The organism is Anoxybacillus ayderensis (assembly GCF_013761015.1).
In the GTDB taxonomy this organism is placed as follows: domain Bacteria; phylum Bacillota; class Bacilli; order Bacillales; family Anoxybacillaceae; genus Anoxybacillus; species Anoxybacillus ayderensis.
Genome location: NZ_JACDUV010000008.1, coordinates 32,533 through 53,158, shown reverse-complemented (window position 1 = coordinate 53,158; position 20,626 = coordinate 32,533). Strand labels below are relative to the sequence as shown.

Genomic DNA, 20,626 nt, shown 5'->3' with positions numbered 1-20,626 from the left:
TTCAAATTGTAAATAACAAAGGAGGTGAGTGATGTGAAAAAACGAACCCTTTTCTTTTTGCTAGGTGGACTAGTTGTTGTCACCGTATTCGCACACGTCGCTACTTATTTCATTCACATCGGTTGGAGCGGACGAATGCCGGCAGAGCACATGATGGGAATGGGGAAACATCATCGCGCATTTGGCCACCACGGTCCACAAATGATGCGACCACACGGCATGCCAATGTTCGGATGGATTCCTTTCCTTATTCAGTTGACATTAGTCATCATCGGATGGATCGTGTGGAAAACGACAAAAAGCGGCGGAAAATGGATTGGCGGGGCGCTCATGGCGATCGGGCTCGTTGGTCTTTTACCGAAAGCGTTGCTTGCTATCGTAGCTATTGTTGCAGCTTACGTGTTGTTTAGAAGCAAAACGAAACGAGCGCCTGCATTTGAACCGTTCGTTTCACCTATTCAAAACCATAGCTTTTTAGATGAATGGGAAAAAACAATAAACAAGGAGGAAAAATAAGATGGGCATTTTTAAACGCGTCAAACATGTCGTCCTTGCCGACTTACATGACATCATTGACAAATGCGAAGATCCAATTCGCATGACGAAACAATACATTCGCGAACTAGAAGAACAGCTAGAAAAAGCACAACAAGCATTGGCACAGCAATTCGTGTTCGAACAAAAATATGAACGTTTGATCGCAGATGCGAAAGAAATGATTGAAAAACGTGCTCGTCAAGCAAAATTAGCCGTTGAAAAAAATGAAGAGCCGATCGCAAAAATGGCTCTTCAAGAAAAAATCGCTTATGAAAAAAAATTAGAGTTATATACGCAACAATACAATACATTAAAAGAAAAAACAACTGTTTTAACAGAAAAAGTGAAGCAACTGTACGAAACATATGAGCAATTAAAGCTAAAACAAATGCAGTTAATGACGCGCTTTTATGTCGCAGAGACGATGAAACAAATGGACGAAGCGATGACGTCTTTTCATTACGATCATGTCATAAAAGGTTTTGCGCGTATGGAAGAAAAAGTAATGTTGCTTGAAGCAGAAGCAAAAGCTCGCTCTGTCATTCAAACGATGCCCCCTCAATCATTTGATATAGAAGTCGAGCAACAACTAAAGCAATTAAAAGGCGAATAATACAAAAGGTGTCCCTATCCGGGCACCTTTTGTATATGTTATGTCGTCCATTCATCATGAATAATTCCAACAAGTTTCCACTGACCGTTTTCTTGTTCAAAAACAAGGCGCAAACTTCGCCAGTCCATCCCACTATATTGAGGGTCAAACCCTGTAAAATGAAATTCAATAAATGAGCCGTTCGGATACGCTTGTTGAATGTTGTTGATCATATTTCCTGTCCCAACAACAACATTATTTCCGATCATATGTGGATTCGCAAAATCTACATCATAGACGAAACGATCAAAATAGTCTTGAAACGTGAATTGAATAGGATCGCCTGAACCGTCATATACTCCCCATTGATATACTTGCATTGAAGCCCAAAGGGAAGGAAGCTGAGAAGCAGAAAACTGCAAATCATTTTGAACATCGACATGTCCATATGGACTAAACCGTACCCCAGCTGTCGAATGGACATAAGAAGCAAGCGTATTCATATCTTTATTTTTTAACGCGGTCACAACATCTAACGCAACAGATAAAAGAGAAGAAGAAATTTGCTTTTCCTCGGTTTTTAATTGCTCGTTTTCTTTTTGAAGCTGTTTATTTTTTTCTTGCAGTTGTTCAATGGCCGATTGTTGTTTTTCAATCGTTTGTTCTAACTGTTTCACGTTCGATGTATCTTGCTCATTCGCGCATCCTGCAAGCAAAATAATAAAGCTAATAATGAGCCGTTTCACGATCTCACATCCTTTTTCTTTTAGTATATCACTTACTTAGAAAAATAGATGCCGTCGTTGGCATCTAACTCACTTTTTCTTGTTCTCTCTCCTTTAAAAAAGAAATAAAACAATCGACCATTTGGGCATCCCATTGTGTTCCACGACCTTCTAACAAAATCGAAACGGCTTTTTCTATATGCATTCCTTTTCGATATGGACGATCAGACGTCATCGCATCAAACGCATCAGCAACCGCAATGATGCGACCAAATAGCGGAATGTCTTCCCCTTTTAAGCCATCAGGATATCCTTTTCCATCGATCCGTTCATGATGTGATCGAATGCCTGGAAGCAAATCTTTTACTTCCTCAATTGGCTGCACTTGGCGAATAATGTTTTCACCGAGCACCGGGTGTTTCTTAATCCATGCAAATTCCTCATCTGTTAATTTTCCGTCTTTCAATAAAATGTGATCAGGGATACCGATTTTGCCGATATCATGCAAAATCGCAGAACGATATAAACGCGCAAGTTGTTCATTTGTCATTCCTAGACGCTTACCAATTTCTACAGCATATACTGCAACACGCTGCGAGTGACCAGCTGTATATTCATCGCGCGCATCGAGCGCTTTCGTCATGACCGAAATAAAGCTATTTAATAATTGCTTATTTTTTTCATCTCGTTCAACAATCGCATCGACCATATGGTTAAAGCCGTTTGTAAGCTCGGAAAATTCATCAATATATACGTTGTCGCACATCAGTTCATACTCTTTTCTTTGCACGCGGTTCATATATTGAAGCAAATCTTCAATGCTTCGTTCCACATCTTCCGACAACACACGAGCCGCAAATAAAGAAAACAAAACAGAAATGACTAAAACAACAATCGTCCACGTCCAGTAGCCTGAAAACGTATTTTTCCCCTCAGCAAACAACTTCACTTCCGTCGCTAACACAAATAATAAAACTGGGAAAATACCAATGAATAACACACTTAACCCTATTTTTATTTTCATCGGCACATATACGACATTCGTTGCTCGGATCGTTTCATGAAACCCGTGCATTCTCCCGATTTGCATCATCTCGCGAATAAGCGGTCGCATCGTGCGTAGCGTTAAAAAAAACTCAATCATCGCATGAAGCATCGCGATAAGCAACGCGCCAAACAAAGCATAAACAACATACATATATGGAATGCGCAACACATCTATGAAAATAAGCGAAAGCGTCAACGCAATGGCCGGAATAGAAAGCCCTAAAAAGTGTGGAAGCGCAATACGTCTCACTGTAAGAAGCGGAAAGCGCTTCGCCTGAACAAGCGCCCAATAAAACTGTTGTTCCGTTATATTGTTGTCATAAAAAATACGCCGAATCGGATCAATATCTTTTTGAAAGGCGCGATATTCAATAAATAACATGATGCAAAATGAAAAAAATTGAATAAATAACAACATCATTAAATCCACTTGCCGAATATGCAGCGCCATGACCATTAGCGTACTACCGACACCGACAACGGCTAAAACCGAGCCAATCGTATAGTTTATAAACAATTTCTTTAACGTTTCTTCATATACGTGCACACCCGTCCCTCCTCCCTATTCTTTTTTCATTATAACAAGAATGAAAAAAATCCGATACGATCCTTTTCTTTACATATCATTCATAAAAATTCTGAAAAATTAAACATATTTTTTACAAACTATACAAAACTATTAAACTGCATTAATATTCACCTTCTATAATCAACGGTGTTGATATACAAACTTAGGAGGGAAAAGAATGTCCGTTAAGAAAGTGCTTGCACATACGCTGATCGCATCAGCTGTTCTTGCTTCTCCACTCGTTTCAACGACAACATGGAACGTGGAAGCAAAGGCTGTCGAAAAACAAACAATCCAAAAAACAAATTGGAGTGTTAACGGAACGGTGATACCAATTTCCGCTACGACGATTTCTGGTGGAAATTGGATTATAGCTGCTCCAGAGCTCGCTAAATTATTAGGAGCTACGTATTCTTATGACAAGAAGGAAAAAACATACAAACTAGCGAAAAAAGGAGCAGTTGTTCAAGTCAAAGCCAATGACAAAGTTGCCGTCATCAATGGGAAAAAAGTAACGATGAACGTCGCACCTAAAATGGTAAACAACACGTTATACGTCCCAGCTGTAGCGATCGTTCAAGCGTTTGGCGGACAGTTGCAAACAAATGCGAGCCCTATTCTTCTTTCCACAAACGGAAACGTGCAAACAAAAAAAGTGACCCTTTCAGTTGATGGACAAGCAACTCCATTCGACGCGATAGCGATCGGTCAAAAAACACTCTACTCTCTGTCTGATATGGCAAAAGCATTTGGTGTAGCGATGAATGTCGATGGGAAAACAAAAACAATCACTTTAAGTGGAAAAGGAAAAAAAGCTTCTTTCCTTCTTCATCAACAAGGCTCGTCGGTAGTCAAAGTAAACGGTAAGTTTTATGCTGACTTACGCGGTATGGTAACAAAATTAGGCGGTGAAATCGAGCACGGTAATCCATTATTTATCGCCACAAATGGATTTTTAAAAGGAACAAACTTTAACCCGCAATGGCTCAGCAATGAATACGTCATCGTCACAAACGAAAACGATGAGCCTGTATCGAAAATTGTGCACATTCCATCGCGTAAAGTGATCGCAACGCTCGAAAGCGGAGACCTTGCTTTATCTCCGGATAAGAAAAAAGGGGCATATGTAGACGATAATGGTCAATTGTTCATCGTCGACCTAGCAACAAAAAAAGCGATTCCTGTAGGCACAGATGACGATGTAAAAGTGGAACTTACATGGTCACCAGACAGTTCTATCATTTACTTCTTTAAAGGAAATAATAGCGATGTAATTGCTTCCATCAATGTTCAAACAGGTGAAGTGACAAAAATTGTTGACGACAAAGTAAAATATAAATCCGACCTTCGTCTATCAAATGACGGTACAAAACTAATGTACACGGCCGCAAAAGAAGCAAAGGCAAACTATACAGATGATTCAAAAACAGAAATCGACTCAATTGATACAACTGGTACAGAGCCACAATTGTACGTTGTTGATTTAACGACAGCCGATAAAAAGCCAACAGCAGTAACAACAGATACAAACAATAAAACATTTTCTTTCTTCGCTGGTGATGCGATCGTTTATTTAAGCGCTAATCCAGACGATGAAGACGCGCTTCCTGTATTAAAGGCGATTGTTTCCGGTCAAGAGCAAAACATGGCGACAACTATGAATATCACATATGTCGCAACAAAAGGAAGTATCGTGTTCGTCTTAGTAGAAGAGAAAGATGGATCTTACTCAATCTATCGCGCCACAGCACCACAAGCACAATGGACGCGCATTTTTAACACAAAAACGACGATAACAGCAATTGCTCCTTCTCCATTCGGTAATGAAATTGCTGTAACGATTCCAACTGATGAAGGAGAAAAGATTGCTATCGTCATGAACAATAAATTAATTGATATCACAAAATAAATTTTGTAAGAGGTGAAAAGTAATGAATTTAAAATCATTTATTAAAAAGTTCTCTCTTGTCGCATTGTCTACTAGTTTGTTATTCGGTTCTTCTCTTGCTGTGACAGAAAAAACAGAAGCATCTCAACAAACAGGTAAAATCGTTATCGCTGGCTCGTCAGCACTGCTTCCACTAACACAACAAGCAGCAAAAGAATTTAAAAAAGCAAATCCAAAAGTTGCAGTTTCTGTATCTGGGACAGCATCTATCGTCGGACCTCAATCAGTTTCAAAAGGATCATCAACGATCGGAGCTTGTGACTGGGATGCAACAAAACCTGTACCTGGATTTAATGCATTTAAAGGGTTAAACGCGTACCCAATTGCAGTCATTCCGTTTGCAACAATTGTCCATAAAGACAATCCTGTCAAAAACTTAACTACAAAACAATTGCAAGACATTTTCGCTGGAAAAATTAAAAACTGGAAAGAAGTCGGCGGAAAAGATGAACCAATTATCGTTGTCAACCGCGTGCACGGGTCGGGAACGCGCGTAAACTACCAACTTGGCGCCCTTAAAGGTGCTCCTTTTATGACACAAGGTGAAAATTATAAAGAAGTTCTTTCAAACGGAAATATGATTGAAGCTGTTCGTACAACGCCAAACGCAATTGGTTACACAGACCTTGCATACATTAAAGGTGATATTAAAGCAGTAGCATATAACGGTGTCGAGCCAACAGTACAAAACGTCATTAACGGGAAATATCCTGTTTGGGGTTACGGCTATTTGTTAACAAAAGGTCCTGCAACAGGAGCAAATAAAGCGTTCATCGACTTTGTTCAAAGCAAAAAGTTCCAAGAAGGTTCGCTGAAAAAATTAAAGTTTATCCCAATTACAGCAATGAAAAAGAAATAAGTGACTTGCAGCCTCCTTCATGAGGGGGCTGTCTTTTATATGATAAACGAGGAGGAAACAACATGGCGTTACCTGCCGAACATGTTCGCATCCAACATGAACAAACGAAAACAAAACAATGGCGCACAAAGTATATGAAAAATAATGCCTTTCGTTACGCTTGTTTAGCAAGTGCACTTTCTTTAGGCGTCGCTCTCTTTTCGATCGTCATTTTTATTAGCCAAACGGGGTTTCTCGTGTTTAAAGATGTATCATGGAAAGAATTCTTTTTTTCAGCTACGTGGGAGCCTTTTGAAGAAAAATACGGAGCAGCTGTATTTATTCTCGGCACGTTGTACTTAACTTTTTTAACGTTAATAATATGTACACCTATTGCCCTAGCAATCGCCATTTTCATCGCTGAGATTGCACCAACCTGGTTAAAAAACATCATGCGCCCGATGCTAGATTTACTAGTCGGCATTCCTTCCATTGTGTACGGATTTTTAGGGTTAACGATTTTAATTCCATTCATTCGTGAAACGACAGGCACGCTCGTTGGTGATGGCTTTCTCGCTGCTGCTCTCGTATTAACGATGATGGTTTTACCGACTGTCACTCGCATTAGTGATGATGCCATTTGTGCGGTACCGCAACATTTGCGCGAGGCGGGCTACGCGCTTGGGAGCACGAAGCTTCAAGTCATTACACGCATCGTTCTTCCAGCTGCCCGACCAGGTATTTTAACAGCTATTATTTTAGGCATGACACGTGCAATCGGTGAAACGATGGCTGTTGTTATGGTTATCGGGAATACTGCACAGTTCGGTTGGGACTTGCTTACACCAACATCAGTGTTAACGAGCAACATTGTTATGCAAATTACAAACGTTCAATTTGACTCGACATGGAACTATGCACTATACATGATGGCATTTTTACTTTTATTCATTTCTCTCGTATTAATTATTATTATTCGTCAACTTCGTCCAAAGGGAGAGTAATCCATGAAAGATTCGTTGTTTCATAATCATCGGAAAACAATCGCCAGTGCGATTTATACAAACCGTCTGTTTCATATTTTTGTTACTATTATTACAGTCACGACATTTCTACTCATCATCGGATTATTGTATAACATTTTAGGAAAAGGTTTGCCGAAACTATCGCTCGATTTTCTTGTAAAATTACCTGATGAATTAGAAGCTGGCGGTGGGATCGGACCATTCTTATTCAACTCCTTTTACGTTCTCATTTTATCTCTCATTTTGTCGTTGCCAATTGGCATTGGAGCTGGCATTTTTCTTGCAGAATACGCACCGAACAACCGATTTACGGAGTTTGTGCGCACATCTGTCGAAAGCTTAGCATCCGTTCCTTCTATCGTTTTCGGTTTGTTTGGTTACGTATTGTTTGTTGAATATGTCGGCATCGGCTTAACGATCATTGGAGCTGCCATTACACTCGCGTTGTTAAACTTACCTGTGCTAGCTCGCGTCACAGAAGAAGCGATTCAAGCAGTGCCACAAGACATTCGTGAAGCATCTCTCGCGCTGGGAGCGACAAAATCACAGACGATATTAAAAGTTGTACTCCCGGCTGCATTAAATGGTATTTTAACTGGAATTAGCCTCGTTGCGTGTCGCGCCTTTGGTGAATCAGCCATCATTATTTTGGCAGGCGGAACATCGACATCAGGATTTATGTGGGATTTCAACTTGTTATCACAAGGCGGTACACTTCCTGTCCACTTATGGTATGTTCAATCAGAAGCGCTCGTACCAGATGCAAAAGAAATTGCTGAAAAGTCTGCGGCCATTCTTGTTCTTATTGTTTTAATGATTAGCTTTACTGTTCGTTTCCCTCTTTGGATTCAAACGCTAATTACAAAAATAAAAGCAACCCCTCGCAAAAGTTAAGCGAGGGGTTCTCATTTTAATGCGCCGCATGTCCAGATGTTAACACCCAAATCGATCCTGCGACAATGACGATCGCAACGAACACCGCATATGCCATATTAATAACGTTCGTTTTTCCATCTTCTCCTTCTGTGACGTGCATAAACATAAATAGTTGAAGTCCCGCTTGAATGACCGCGAGTGAACCGATGATCCACATGACGATCGTATATGATACGTTCATTTTTAATGCGACGAACACCGCGACAAACGTTAAAATAAGCGAAAAGAAAAACCCAACAACGTGGCTAACGGGATATTTGCTTTTATGTTCCATTTACCCCACCATCCCTTTTAAATAAACGAACGTAAAAATGAAAATCCAAACGACATCAAGGAAATGCCAATATAAACTAATGATAAACATTTTTCTTGCAGTCATTGGCGTCAAACCGCGTTGAAGGAGTTGAATAATGAGCATAATCGCCCAAATGATTCCGAACGTCACGTGCGCACCGTGCGTGCCAAGCAGCACGAAAAAGCTCGATAAAAATGCGCTCGTTTGCATCGTCGCTCCTTCATGCACGTAATGAATAAATTCGCGAATTTCCATGAATAAAAAGCCTGCCCCTAATAAAAGGGTGATAATAAACCAAACGAGCAGTTTTTTCATATCGCGTTGTCGCATGAAAAAGACAGCTAACCCACACGTGAAGCTACTCGTCAACAACAACAACGTTTCAATAAGCACATCGTTCAGCTTAAATATGTCGCTTGGTGTTGGGCCACCGGCATAGCGGTGACCTAATACACCATAGACGGCAAACAACGTCGCAAATAGCACAATTTCTGCACCGAGAAAAATCCAAAAACCTAAAATATTTAATCGGTTTTGTTCCGTTTGATATTCGAGTGGAAGCGAATGATTGACGTTAGCCGACATGATTTTCCGTCCCCCCTTCTACGTTTCTCCACGTACGTTCTGTTCGTTTAATCTCATCGACGCTTACATAATAGCCATCATTGTAATCAAACGAACGAATGACAAGCCCGATGACAATCCCAATTGCCGCAACAGCTGCTGCGATGTGCGCTTCAAAGACGAGGAAGAAACCTGTAATCCCAAACACGACCGCCATATAAAACGGCAAACCGGAGTTGCTCGGCATATGAATTTTTTTGATGTCGCTTTCTTTCAACGTAAGCGTTTCGCCACGTTTTTTCATATGCCAAAACGCATCTAATTGTTTCACTTCTGGAACGACCGCAAAGTTATAAAATTGTACTGGCGATGCAGTCATCCATTCAAGCGTGCGCGCATCCCATGGATCGTGGGAAACATTGCGCTTCGCATAACGGAAGCTCCAATAAATGTTATAACAAAATACCGCAAAGCCGATCGCCAAAATAATAGAACCGATCGCAGAAACGAGAAACAGCGGCGCAAACCCTGATTCTGCTGAATACGTATACGCGCGACGAACCGCTCCTTTTAAGCCAAGGAAAAACATCGGCATAAACGTGACGTTAAATCCGATCACAAACAACCAGAAGTGATATTTGCCAAGCTTTTCGTTTAACATAAAACCGAACATTTTTGGCCACCAATAGTACAATCCTGCAAATACCGCAAACACAACGCCCGGAATTAATACGTAATGGAAGTGCGCGACTAAAAATAGCGTATTGTGATATTGATAGTCCGCAGCCGCCATTGCTAACATAACCCCTGTCACTCCGCCGATGACGAAGTTTGGCACGAAAGCGAGCGCCCATAACATGGCAGTTGTAAATTGAATGCGTCCTTTTCGCATCGTAAACAGCCAGTTAAAAATTTTCACCCCTGTCGGAACAGCGATGAGCATCGTTGTAATCGAGAAAAACGAGTTCACCGCAGGACCTGCATCCATCGTGTAAAAATGGTGCACCCATACGATCATACTTAAAAACGCAATACCAACGATCGAAACGACCATGGATGTGTATCCAAACAACGTTTTTCGTGAAAACGTCGCAATCACTTCTGAGAAAATACCGAACGCCGGCAAAATAACGATATACACTTCTGGGTGGCCCCACAGCCAGAACAAGTTTGCCCAAAGCATATCGCTTCCGCCTGAAGAAAGCGTAAAGAAATGCGTTCCGTACAAACGGTCAAACGTCATTAACGCTAAGGCAACTGTAAAAATCGGGAACGCTGCGACAATAATGATTGATGTAATGAATGTTGTCCATGTAAACATCGGCATTTTCATCAACGTCATGCCCGGTGCACGCATTTTTAAAATCGTGACGATAAAGTTAATCCCCGTCATTAACGTCCCAAGACCTGCAATTTGCAGCGCAATGGCATAGTAGTTATTTCCAATTCCCGGACTAAACTCTTTTCCAGCAAGCGGGAAGTACGACGTCCATCCTGCATCTGGTGAACCGCCGACAACGAACGAAATGTTAAATAACATCGCCCCGCTAAAAAATAGCCAAAAGCTAAGTGCGTTCAACTGAGGAAACGCCACATCGCGCGCCCCAATTTGTAAAGGAACGACAACGTTCATTAAACCGATCAAAAACGGCATCGCCATAAACAAAATCATAATGACGCCATGTGTTGTAAAAATTTCATTGTAGTGTTGCGCATCTAAAAAGTTCATTTCTGGGCGAGCTGTTTGCGCCTTCATTAACAGTCCATCCATCCCACCGCGGAAAAACATGAGTACACCTGATAAAATGTACATAATCCCAATTTTTTTATGGTCAACTGTCGTAAGCCATTCGCGCCATAACCAACCCCATTTTTTAAAGTACGTTAACCCAACGACAATCGCAACGACAGTCAATACAATCGCAATTTGTGAACCGACAAGAAGCGGGTCTCCTCCAACAAATATTTCATTCCACTTAATGCCCATGATGTTCACCTCCACTATCACTCTCTAAAGCTTTTTGTTCCTCATCGTTACAAGTTGATGAGTTTTTATAGTTATCTTCACGAATAAAAATTTTCCCTTGATATCCATGTCCGCGATATAATTCTGGATTTGTGTACGTTTTCGAGTGCGGATCAGCATGGTTTACCCATTGTAAATGCGTATCGACAAACGTCAATCGTCCTAAATGTGTCGGCAACAACAATTGCTCATATTTTTCTTTCGTTAGTTTCGGTGCCGTTTGTTTCACTTCTTCCACCCATTTTTCAAACTCTTGTGGCGTTTGCGCTAACACTTCAAACTGCATATGCGCATACCCGCGTCCGTTAAAGTTTGTATTCCGCCCTTCATACGAACCCGGACGATCTGCAACGACGTACAATTCCGTCTCCATTTTGTTCATCGTATATTTTTGTCCAGCTAGCGCCGGTACCCAAAACGACTGCATCGTGGACGCGGAAGTCATTTTAAATAACACAAGGCGACCTGCTGGAATGTTGACGTAGTTTACTGTTTCAATATTTTGTTCAGGGTAGCTAAAAATCCATTTCCAATCGGCTGACGTCACATGAATGACGAGCGGTTTTTTGTCTTCATACCCTTTCGGCGGTTTTTCTAAATCATATAACGTTCTCATCGTTGGGATCGTTAGTGCGATGACGATCAAAATCGGAATAACTGTCCATACAATTTCAAGCACCGTACTTCCGTGCTCTTCAGGCGGTTCTTCCCCTTTCCGTTCAGGGCGATCACGATATTTCCATACGATGTAAGCAAACAATGCAAATACAACGACAACAACGAGAAGCATCCACCAAATCGACCAGTTAATCAGTTCTGTAATGCTTCGTGCAGCTGGTCCTTGCGGCTGAAACACAACCATCTCACAGCCACCAAGAAGCGGAAGCAATCCCGCTATAACTAAGGCAAACAAACGCTTCATCTGTCTTCACCTCAACAAAATTGTGATTCATTGAACAAAGAAACAAATACAAAACGAACGAATTTAATTAGCTTTGTAGTATTAACACTATTGAAATGATTTTAACATGTATTGTAAAAATAATTGTGACGAAAAAAGGAAGGAAGAAAATGCATCGAGGAAAAATAAGCAGCAAATGGATTGACAAAAAGAAAAACACTTTTCTCAATCTCAAAAAATGAGCGAGAAAAGCGTTATCTTTTATATAATACATGGAAATAAAAAAAGAAATAGGTTTTTCACTCGAAAACTTGTCACATTTTCGTTAAAATTTTTTCGAAATTTGTTCAAAAATAAAATCTATCTAATTCATAGAATTTAATGTTGAAATTTCTAATAAAATCCTTTACTATAGCATTAAGATCGTACCACAGCAACGATCTCAGGGTTACTATGATAAGGGCTCTACTTTCAGGGAGTAGATGACCCGTGGCGTTGGGGATCGCCTAAGCCCTTTAGGGGCACTCCCCATTTCACTACAGACTAAGACCTCGGCAGAATGCTGGGGTCTTTTTTGTTACATAAGGAGGGGAAACACGTGAGATACAAGATTGGATTGGACATAGGTATTACTTCAGTCGGGTGGGCTATTATTAACCTTGATAAGATTAGAATCGAAGATCTTGGAGTACGTATTTTTGATAAAGCTGAACAACCACAGGGAGAACCTCTTTCTCTCCCACGACGAGTCGCACGATCTACACGCAGGAGATTACGCCGAAGAAAACATCGCTTAGAACGTATCCGTCGTCTTTTAGTGCGTGAAGGTGTTTTAACAAAAAATGAAATGAACAACTTGTTTAAGAACCGTCATTTAGTTGACGTATGGCAATTGCGTGTTGATGCTCTAGAAAGAAAATTAAATAACGATGAGCTTGCTCGTGTACTCTTACACCTTGCCAAACGTCGTGGATTTAGGTCAAATCGAAAAAGTGAACATAATACGAACGAAGATAGTATTATTTTTAAACAGATTGAGCATAATCAGTCCATTTTAAGTCATTATCGAACGGTGGCTGATATGATTGTCCATGATGAAAAATTTAAAAATCATAAACGCAATAAATCTGAAGACTACTCAAACATGATTGCTCGCCATAGTTTAGAACAAGAAATTCAATGTATCTTTAGTAAACAACGCGAATTTCACAATCCTGTTTGCTCTGAACAATTTGAGAAACAATATTTGCGCATTTGGTCATCTCAAAGACCTTTCGCTTCAAAAGATGACATCGAGAAAAAAGTTGGTTTTTGTACGTTTGAGTCAGAAGAGAGAAGGGCTCCAAAAGCCACTTACACATTTCAATCATTTGTAGCATGGGAACATATTAACAAGTTAAGATTAGTTTCTTTAGAAGGAATAAGAGCGTTAACCGATGAAGAAAGACGTTTGATTTACAGGCAAGCTTTTTTGAAAAATAAAGTAACATATTATGACATCCGTAAATTACTTCAGTTGCAAGATGACATAAAATTTAAAGGTCTCGTTTATGATGCTAATCAACCGTTGAAAAAGATAGAGAATGTTCGTTTTCTCGAGTTAGACGCTTACCATAAAATCCGAAAATGTGTTGAACAAGTTTATGGAAAAGAAGCATCAACAATGTTTTCAAGTGATGATTTTGATACTTTTGGTTATGCTCTTACAATTTTCAAAAATGATGAAGATATTTACTCTTATTTACAAAATGTGTATGTACGTGCTGACGGTAAGGTAATTCATAACTTAACTAATAAAATCTATGAAGAACCTCTAATTGAGCAATTGCTTCAACTATCTTTTTCGAAATTTGGTCATCTATCGTTGAAAGCTATGAGGAACATACTACCTCACATGGAGAACGGAGAATTATATTCAAAGGCATGTGAACTGGCAGGATATAATTTTAATGGTCCAAGAAAAAAAGAGAAAACAGTTCTACTACCTAACATACCTGACATCACAAATCCAGTCGTTATGAGGGCTTTAACTCAAGCACGTAAAGTCGTTAACGCAATTATTAAAAAATATGGATCACCTGTATCTATCCACATTGAATTAGCTCGGGACCTATCACATTCGTATGATGAAAGACGCAAAATACAGAAGGCTCAAGATGACAATCGCAAAAAAAATGAAACAGCTATTAAACAATTAGTAGAGTATGGTTTAACAAAAAACCCCTCTGGATTGGATATTGTGAAATTTAAACTATGGAGTGAGCAAAATGGTCAATGTATGTACTCATTAGAGCGGATTGAGTTAGAACGCCTACTTGAAGATGGATATGTTGAAGTCGATCACATTTTACCTTATAGCCGTAGTTTAGATGATGGTTATGCCAACAAAGCACTCGTGCTAACGAGAGAAAATCGACAAAAAGGTAACCGCACACCGGTAGAGTATCTGGGATTCGGCACAGATCGTTGGCAGAGGTTCGAAAATTTTGTTTTAACAAATAAGCAATTTTCAAAAGCCAAAAAAAGAAACTTGCTTCGCTTACATTATCAAGAAACAGAAGAAAAAGAGTTCAAAGAGCGAAATTTAAATGACACAAGATACATTTCACGCTTTTTTGCTAACTTCATAAAAGAGCATTTAAAGTTTGCCGATGGAGGTAAAGAACAAAAAGTATACACCGTCAATGGGAAAATTACTGCTCATCTCCGCAGCCGTTGGGATTTCAACAAAAATCGTGAACAATCTGATTTACACCATGCAGTAGACGCAGTTATCGTTGCTTGCGCTTCACCTGACATAATACAAAAAGTCACTAATTTTTATAAAAATCGAGAACAAAACAAAGAACTTGCTAAGAAGAAAGAGTCTTTCTTTCCTCAACCTTGGCCGTCCTTTTCAGATGAATTGAAGGCAAGGTTATCAAAATTTCCAAAAGAAAGTATAAAATCTTTAAAAATCGGAAATTATGATAATAACAAACTCGAATCGTTGAAACCAGTTTTTGTTTCACGGATGCCAAAAAGAAGTATCACAGGATCCGCTCATCAAGAAACGTTGAGACGTTACGTAGGTGTAGATAAAAAAAGCGGTAAAATCCAAACAGCAGTAAAAACAAAGCTCACAGATATTAAGTTGGATTCTAACGGTCACTTCCCAATGTATGGAAAAGAAAGCGATCCAAGAACATATGAGGCGATCCGCCAGCGCCTTCTTGAACATGGCAACGATCCAAAAAAAGCTTTTCAACAACCATTATATAAACCAAAGAAAAACGGGGAGCCTGGTCCAATCATTCGAACTGTGAAAATCGTTGATGTCAAAAACTTAGTCGTTCATTTAGACGATGGGAAAACAGTCGCTTACAATAGCAATATCGTTCGTACTGACGTTTTCGAAAGAGATGGGAAGTTTTATTGTGTACCAGTATACACAATGGATATCATGAGAGGGGTTCTACCAAATAAGGCAATCGAAGCAAATAAGCCATATTCTGAATGGAGAGAAATGACCGAAGAGTATACTTTCCGATTTAGTCTTTATCCAAATGATCTTATACGAGTGGAGTTACCGAAAGAAAAAACCATTAAAGATTCGTTAGGAAAAGAACTAAAAATCAAAGATATTTTCGTATACTTTAAAACAATTGACTCTGCAAACGGCGGATTAGATTTAATAAGTCATGATCAAAGTTTTTCTTTACGCGGTGTCGGTTCAAAAACCCTCAAGCGATTCGAGAAATACCAAGTAGATGTGTTAGGAAACGTCTACAAAGTGAAAGGGGAAAAGAGGGTTGGGTTGGCGTCACATCATGATCAGAAAGGCAAGCAAATTGTCCATTCGTTACAATCAGTTAGTGATTGAGCAAGAAGATACGATTTCTATTCCTTTAGAAGACTTATGTTCCATAGTCATTGAGGAACATGTCGTCACCATTACTGCTGCTGCATTAAGTAAAATGGCAGAGTATAATATTGCTTTATTTACATGTGATCAAAAACGGCTTCCAAATGGACTGTTAAATACATTTCAAAAGCATTCTCGTCAACTAAGCGTGCTGCAAATGCAGTACGCTTACTCTAAACCGTTTAAGAAAAGGATATGGCAACAAATTGTATCACAAAAATTAACGAATCAAGGAAAGTGTTTAGAGTTTTTAAGTAAGGATGGTGCTGATGATCTATATCGTATAAGTAAAACGGTCGATTCCGGAGATACAAACAATCGTGAAGCTTATGGAGCCAAAAAATATTTTCGTTACTTGTTTGGAGATCGTTTCAATCGGCGAAATGATAACACAATTAATATTGCATTAAACTATGGATATGCCATTATGAGAGGAATTGTTGCTAGATCATTAGTCAATTACGGATTTTTTCCATGTATAGGAATTTATCATGACAATGAATTAAATAAGTTTAATTTAGCAGATGATTTCATGGAAGTTCTTCGCCCACTCATTGATTTGCATGTAGCCCAACATATTCAAGAGGATGACGAATTTTCATCATCCATTCGATCCGACTTATATAATTTGGTGAATGTGGATATACTAATAGGCAAGGAGAAGCTAACAGTCACCAATGCAGTTGAAGAAATGGTGAAGAGCTTCGTAACAGCTAGTCGAAACGAAAACCCTTCATTTTTAAAATTGCCGGAACTTCTCCCTATCCAAGTACACAACTATGAGTAAATTTATGAGATTGCTTGTGTTTTTTGACCTACCTGTCGTTACTAAGCAGGAGAAACGGCACTACAGACAATTCCGTACATTTTTATTAAACGAAGGGTATGATATGTTACAATTCTCTGTGTATAGTCGGATCTGCAATGGGCATGAATCTGCTGATAAACATCTTAATAGGCTAAAAAGAAACCTACCACCAAAAGGATCAATACGAGCGATGATTGTCACGGAAAAACAATATGCAAAAATGCAATTTCTTTTGGGAGAACCTACTCCAAGAGAAAAAACAATTACGGCAACACAACTTTCACTTTTTTAAAAAACAGATGGAGGACAAATCTTTTTTCCATCTTCTCAGCCTTTTTAAAATGATCAAAAAGCCTGTAACCGTTGATATTACAGGCTTTTTGACACACGTATCATACCACAGCAACAACCTCAGGGGAACTATGACTATGCAACAAGGCACGCCTTGCGTCCGCGCATCATACCACAGCAACAACCTCAGGGGAACTATGACCGAAATCCTGTTCGTATTCGGACAAATGAGATCATACCACAGCAACAACCTCAGGGGAACTATGACGTTTCTTCACCTCGAAGCACCTTCGTTAAATCATACCACAGCAACAACCTCAGGGGAACTATGACTTTCAGCAACCAACTTTGTCATTTCCTGATATCATACCACAGCAACAACCTCAGGGGAACTATGACTCCAATATTGCGTGATCGTGCGGAAAAGGAATCATACCACAGCAACAACCTCAGGGGAACTATGACTGCTAGCAGGGGCGACCCCCCAGCGTCAAATCATACCACAGCAACAACCTCAGGGGAACTATGACCTTTTTCTTATGTAAATCGTATCATTATTTATCATACCACAGCAACAACCTCAGGGGAACTATGACTCAATATTACACGCTATCGTTTCATTTGAAATCATACCACAGCAACAACCTCAGGGGAACTATGACAATATACTTAACTTTAATCTCGCTTTTTCATCATACCACAGCAACAACCTCAGGGGAACTATGACAGCCTAGGCGGTCATTTTGCTGGAACGGGAATCATACCACAGCAACAACCTCAGGGGAACTATGACCATTATAACCTCCTGCTCGTCATACATGTGATCATACCACAGCAACAACCTCAGGGGAACTATGACAGGTAGTTTTATCTCGTATTTGAGTAGTTTATCATACCACAGCAACAACCTCAGGGGAACTATGACTAAATCCATTTCTAAATCACTTATACGCCCATCATACCACAGCAACAACCTCAGGGGAACTATGACGAAAAACCTTCGCTTACAACGCCTGTCTGCATCATACCACAGCAACAACCTCAGACATCCTCATATAATTGCAGCCTACTACTAAATTCAACTATAACCAATGCACTTTCCACTAAAACAAAAAGTGCCCCTTAAGGAACACTCTTTATTTCAACAACTTCCGTACCCACTTGAGCGCATTTGGAAAGTTTGGATAGCGCAACGGGATATCGAATTTCGTTGTTTGTTTTAACACGCTCTTGTAGTGAGTGAACGCATCAAAGCTTGCTTTTCCGTGATATGCACCGATGCCACTTTGTCCAACACCACCAAACGGTAAATGAGGATTGGCAACATGCATAACCGTATCGTTTATACATCCCCCACCGAAATGAACTTGCTGTAATATTTGTTGTTGTACGTCGCGATCTTCTGTAAACAAATAAAGCGCAAGCGGCTTTTCGTAGTCGTTGATCATTTGAATGGCTTCATCAATCGTTTCAAACGTGAGAATGGGCAAGATAGGGCCGAAAATTTCTTCTTGCATCACGTCATCATCCCATGTTATATCATCAAGCAATGTCGGTTCAATCCAACGTTGCTCAATGTCGTATGCTCCACCGTGTACAACTGTACCGTTTGCTAAGAAGCGAACGAGCCGTTCTGTATGCCGCACCGTCACTATACGACTGTACGTATTTTTATCACTGTACAATTGCTCAATATACTGTTTCATTCGTTCAATAAGCAACGATTTAACAGACGCATGCACGAACACATAGTCAGGTGCAATGCACGTTTGCCCAGCATTTAAAAACTTCCCCCATACGATCCGCTTGGCAGCTAAGTCGAGATGGGCAGAAGCATCGACGATCGCTGGACTTTTCCCACCAAGTTCTAATGTGACAGGCGTCAAATGTTTTGCAGCAGCAGCCATCACCATTTTCCCTACCGGCACACTTCCCGTGAAAAAAATATGATCAAAAGGCAAGTGAAGTAGCTTTTGACTAACGTCTACACCTCCCTCTACCACAGCAACATATTCCTCTGAAAACGCCTCAGAAACAATCGTTTTCAGCAAAGACGACGTCTCTGGTGTATATTCAGATGGCTTGACAATCGCACAATTTCCTGCGGCGATCGCTCCGATTAACGGACTTATCGCGAGCTGAAATGGATAATTCCATGGCGCAATAATTAAACTGACACCGTATGGCTCTGGATATATGTAACTTTTTGAACCAAAGTGTGTCAATGGCGTCGGTACACGTTGCGGCTTCATCCAATCGCTTAGACGTTTCATTACAAAACGAATCTCTTCATAAACGATGCCAATTTCCGTCGTATACGCTTCAAATGGGGATTTATGCAGCTCTTTTTTTAACGTGTCCGTAACGGCCTGTTCATACTTTTTTATTGTCTCTTTCAAACGTGTTAATTGCTTTAAGCGAAACTCAAGAGAAAGTGTTTCGCCTGTTTGAAAATAATGCTTTTGTTTTTGAAGTAGCTGCTCCATATTTCTCACCCTTATCACACCTATTTTTCAAATGTTTAAAAACTTAAACATATAAAATGAAAAATTCGGCCTTTAGTTATCTAAAGGCACTCATTTTCTACAGCTTGAATCAATTCTTTTAATAATTCAACGGCCTTTTCAATAGACAACACATAATATCGCAATGTCCCTTTTTGTTCTACTGACACTAGTCCTTGATCGCGCAAAATTTTTAAATGATGCGAAATCGCTGGACGGGATAAACTTGACCGTTCTGTAATTTCATTGACTGTCAGCTTATCATGTTCTGCAAGCAACAATACAATATCTTGACGGTGAGGATCGCTTAACGCTTGAAATAACGGTATGCACGATCGAAACACCTCGATCGCTTTTTGTCCCATTCCTCTCTTCCTTTCTTTTGTTTAAAAGTTTAAACATTTGATAAAAACATCATATTCTCTTTTTCCCTGTTTGTCAACTCTCCTTTGTCTCCTCAACTATTCCAAAATTACCTTTTAGTCTCCTACTTTTTTCCGCCACAACATTTCTTGTTTTACTAGCTGTAAAATCATGAAGCGTTACAATAATCAGCTTCAATCACTACTTATTTCCTCTACTTCTTGTCACCCATTTGCCAGCCGTTCTCTACTAAAACATCATTGAGAAAATGTGCTCATCTATAAGCAGCTTGCCTAAAAAATGAAAATGTTCGCTAGTCATCCGTTGTCGATTCGTGTAAAATGGAAACGAAAAGGAGGTGAATGACATGGTGGAACAGTTGCTTTACGAAATTCTTCACGAAGTAAAAGCAACACGAGAAAAAGTCGAATCGCTAGAAAAACGAGTGGAAGCAGTTGAGAAAAAGGTGGAATCCATTGAAAAAGAAGTATCTTCCTTACGCAAACAAGTTCAAGTACTAGACGAAAAAGTGCAAGCAATCGATGGGAAAGTGCAAGCACTAGACGAAAAAGTGCAAGCGCTAGACGAGAAAGTGCAAACACTCGACGGAAAAGTTCAAGCGCTAGACGAGAAAGTGCAAACACTCGACGGAAAAGTCCAAGCGCTAGACGAGAAAGTGCAAACACTCGACGGAAAAGTTCAAGCGCTAGACGAGAAAGTGCAAACACTCGACGGAAAAGTCCAAGCGCTAGAC

General features: G+C 39.9%; 18 protein-coding genes and 1 CRISPR repeat array. Of the genes, 10 read left to right on the top strand and 8 right to left on the bottom strand.

Annotated features, from left to right (window positions below; genetic code table 11):
• Window positions 1–33: 33 nt before the first annotated feature.
• Window positions 34–516 (top strand): hypothetical protein, encoded by a 483-nt coding sequence (locus HNR63_RS11770; protein ID WP_181520824.1) that lies wholly within the window; start codon window positions 34–36, stop codon window positions 514–516.
• 1 nt (window position 517) lies between these two features.
• Window positions 518–1,150, top strand: a complete 633-nt coding sequence (locus tag HNR63_RS11765; protein WP_181520823.1) for a PspA/IM30 family protein — start codon at window positions 518–520, stop codon at window positions 1,148–1,150.
• Between the two features lie 38 nt (window positions 1,151–1,188).
• Here HNR63_RS11765 and HNR63_RS11760 read toward each other — a convergent pair whose 3' ends face one another.
• On the bottom strand, window positions 1,189–1,875 hold the full coding sequence (locus HNR63_RS11760) for a hypothetical protein (protein ID WP_343047751.1): 687 nt from the start codon (window positions 1,873–1,875) through the stop codon (window positions 1,189–1,191).
• Window positions 1,876–1,939: 64 nt separating this feature from the next.
• On the bottom strand, window positions 1,940–3,448 hold the full coding sequence (locus HNR63_RS11755; protein ID WP_181520822.1) for an HD domain-containing phosphohydrolase: 1,509 nt from the start codon (window positions 3,446–3,448) through the stop codon (window positions 1,940–1,942).
• Between the two features lie 199 nt (window positions 3,449–3,647).
• Here HNR63_RS11755 and HNR63_RS11750 point away from each other — a divergent pair, with 199 nt between their 5' ends.
• From HNR63_RS11750 to pstA, 4 genes are all read left to right on the top strand, one after another.
• The gene (locus HNR63_RS11750; protein ID WP_181520821.1) at window positions 3,648–5,378 is read left to right on the top strand and encodes a copper amine oxidase N-terminal domain-containing protein; all 1,731 of its coding nucleotides are present in this window, start codon (window positions 3,648–3,650) and stop codon (window positions 5,376–5,378) included.
• A 22-nt stretch (window positions 5,379–5,400) separates the two neighbouring features.
• Window positions 5,401–6,276, top strand: a complete 876-nt coding sequence (locus HNR63_RS11745) for a phosphate ABC transporter substrate-binding protein (protein ID WP_085788652.1) — start codon at window positions 5,401–5,403, stop codon at window positions 6,274–6,276.
• A gap of 62 nt (window positions 6,277–6,338) precedes the next feature.
• On the top strand, window positions 6,339–7,259 hold the full coding sequence (gene pstC / locus HNR63_RS11740) for a phosphate ABC transporter permease subunit PstC (protein WP_021094560.1): 921 nt from the start codon (window positions 6,339–6,341) through the stop codon (window positions 7,257–7,259).
• A 3-nt stretch (window positions 7,260–7,262) separates the two neighbouring features.
• Window positions 7,263–8,174 carry a phosphate ABC transporter permease PstA gene (gene pstA / locus HNR63_RS11735; RefSeq protein WP_021094559.1) on the top strand — a complete coding sequence of 304 codons (912 nt, stop codon included), beginning with the start codon at window positions 7,263–7,265 and terminating at the stop codon, window positions 8,172–8,174.
• Window positions 8,175–8,190: 16 nt separating this feature from the next.
• Here pstA and qoxD read toward each other — a convergent pair whose 3' ends face one another.
• The 4 genes from qoxD to qoxA are packed head-to-tail and all read right to left on the bottom strand — an operon-like array spanning window position 8,191 to window position 12,023.
• Window positions 8,191–8,490 (bottom strand): cytochrome aa3 quinol oxidase subunit IV, encoded by a 300-nt coding sequence (qoxD, locus tag HNR63_RS11730; RefSeq protein ID WP_021094558.1) that lies wholly within the window; start codon window positions 8,488–8,490, stop codon window positions 8,191–8,193.
• A complete protein-coding gene (qoxC, locus tag HNR63_RS11725) occupies window positions 8,491–9,096 on the bottom strand; it encodes a cytochrome aa3 quinol oxidase subunit III (RefSeq protein WP_009361853.1) in 606 nt (201 codons plus the stop codon).
• A complete protein-coding gene (gene qoxB, locus HNR63_RS11720; RefSeq protein ID WP_181520820.1) occupies window positions 9,086–11,062 on the bottom strand; it encodes a cytochrome aa3 quinol oxidase subunit I in 1,977 nt (658 codons plus the stop codon). The genes qoxC and qoxB overlap by 11 nt, the downstream gene beginning before the upstream one ends.
• Window positions 11,052–12,023, bottom strand: a complete 972-nt coding sequence (gene qoxA, locus HNR63_RS11715; protein WP_181520819.1) for a cytochrome aa3 quinol oxidase subunit II — start codon at window positions 12,021–12,023, stop codon at window positions 11,052–11,054. Before qoxA ends, qoxB begins: the two co-directional genes overlap by 11 nt.
• 577 nt (window positions 12,024–12,600) lie before the next feature.
• On the opposite strand from qoxA, the gene cas9 reads away from it, so the two are divergent.
• Genes cas9 through cas2 form a run of 3 tightly spaced genes read left to right on the top strand, consistent with a single transcriptional unit; the run spans window position 12,601 to window position 17,006 of the window.
• A complete protein-coding gene (cas9, locus tag HNR63_RS11710) occupies window positions 12,601–15,864 on the top strand; it encodes a type II CRISPR RNA-guided endonuclease Cas9 (protein WP_181520818.1) in 3,264 nt (1,087 codons plus the stop codon).
• Window positions 15,794–16,693 carry a type II CRISPR-associated endonuclease Cas1 gene (gene cas1 / locus HNR63_RS11705; protein WP_246316794.1) on the top strand — a complete coding sequence of 300 codons (900 nt, stop codon included), beginning with the start codon at window positions 15,794–15,796 and terminating at the stop codon, window positions 16,691–16,693. The genes cas9 and cas1 overlap by 71 nt, the downstream gene beginning before the upstream one ends.
• Window positions 16,686–17,006, top strand: a complete 321-nt coding sequence (gene cas2 / locus HNR63_RS11700) for a CRISPR-associated endonuclease Cas2 (RefSeq protein ID WP_343047749.1) — start codon at window positions 16,686–16,688, stop codon at window positions 17,004–17,006. Before cas1 ends, cas2 begins: the two co-directional genes overlap by 8 nt.
• A gap of 99 nt (window positions 17,007–17,105) precedes the next feature.
• A CRISPR array of direct repeats spans window positions 17,106–17,996; the repeat unit is 36 nt; unit sequence ATCATACCACAGCAACAACCTCAGGGGAACTATGAC.
• 145 nt (window positions 17,997–18,141) lie between these two features.
• On the opposite strand, the gene HNR63_RS11695 is transcribed toward cas2, so the two are convergent.
• Together HNR63_RS11695 and HNR63_RS11690 are read right to left on the bottom strand one after the other, a co-directional pair.
• Window positions 18,142–19,491, bottom strand: coding sequence for an aldehyde dehydrogenase (locus HNR63_RS11695; RefSeq protein ID WP_181520816.1), 1,350 nt, complete (start codon window positions 19,489–19,491; stop codon window positions 18,142–18,144).
• Window positions 19,492–19,571: 80 nt separating this feature from the next.
• Entirely contained in the window at window positions 19,572–19,874 is a 303-nt protein-coding gene (locus tag HNR63_RS11690; RefSeq protein ID WP_009360715.1) for an ArsR/SmtB family transcription factor, read from the bottom strand.
• Between the two features lie 365 nt (window positions 19,875–20,239).
• Here HNR63_RS11690 and HNR63_RS11685 point away from each other — a divergent pair.
• Window positions 20,240–20,626: BLOC-1 subunit 2 family protein (locus HNR63_RS11685; RefSeq protein ID WP_246316793.1), on the top strand; the 387-nt coding region annotated here is incomplete at its 3' end.